The organism is Achromobacter veterisilvae, assembly GCF_900496975.1.
In the GTDB taxonomy this organism is placed as follows: Bacteria; Pseudomonadota; Gammaproteobacteria; order Burkholderiales; family Burkholderiaceae_B; genus Achromobacter; species Achromobacter veterisilvae.
Map to the genome: position 1 here is coordinate 1 of NZ_UFQC01000100.1, position 1,075 is coordinate 1,075.

Below are 1,075 nucleotides of genomic sequence, written 5' to 3' on the forward strand. Positions count from 1 at the left end.
AGCGCGGCCATTCTGCTTTTGCCCGCCAGCAGCAGTCGCTCGTAGAGCGCGCGGATATGGGGATTGCGACGAATGCCGACGATGGCAGCCATGTAGAACGTGGCACGCACCCGAGCAGGACCGGCCTTTGACAGGTGCGCACGGCCATTGAGGCTGGTGCCCGACTGACGCTGCACGGGAACCAGCCCCAGATAGGCCGCCAAGGCCTCGGCAGACTCGATGCGTTTGCTATGCATGATCGACAGGATCGCGTTGCTGGCCTGCGGGCCGATGGCCGGGATGCTGGTGAGCAACTCCCGGTCTTCCTTCAAATCGGGATGGCGGTCGATGTGGTCATCGATGGCCCGCTCCAGGCGCTTGATCTCTTCGCGCAGGAACGCAATGGCCTTGGCGATGGAACCTTCGACCAGGACGGGCAGATCACTGAACTGCGTTTTCTCCTGCCGGTTGAGCTCACGCAACAAGTCTTTGCTCAGCGCGTTGCGCCGCGCCAGCAAGGCACGCAACTGCCGCGCATGCAGGGGCGCGGGGTGCCATAGCGCCGGCTTGAGCGCCTGACCGTAACGGGCCAGCACGTAGCTGTCGATCCCGTCGGTCTTGGAGCGCACCGCCAGCGCACCCGCGAAGTCGCGCACCTGGGCTGGATTCACCACGGAGACACTGACCGAAGCGTCATGCAGCGCGGTGGCGGCCTGTTCGTGATACTGCCCCGTCGGTTCGAGTACGGCGTGTAACTGCTGCGGCTGGGCGCCTTGCTTGGCGCACCATTGCAGCAGCGTCTGGATGCCGGCTACCGAATTGGGGACGACCTTGGTCTTGCGTTTGTCTCCTTCACTGCCCAGCAGCGCGCAATCCAGTTTCGCTTTGGAGACGTCGATTCCTAGAAAAAACATGACTTAGCTCCCTTGCCGATTCCAAAGAAGCCCGCTGCGCCCACTTGCCTTGTACATGCAGGGTCCAAATGCCCTAGGCTACCGTCCAGTGTCCAGCCGGCTCAGAGGTGCGGATTCGAGGCTTAATCTTTCGAGCAAAGTCCAAGCTTTGGGTGTCAGAACAAGCTGCTCGAATCCGCTGT

General features: G+C 62.0%; 1 protein-coding gene. It reads right to left on the reverse strand.

The genetic code is table 11. The features are described 5' to 3' along the window. Window positions 1-893 (reverse strand): IS110 family RNA-guided transposase (locus AVE30378_RS32475; RefSeq protein WP_129247296.1); only part of this gene is annotated, 893 nt, incomplete at its 3' end. Window positions 894-1,075: the final 182 nt, after the last annotated feature.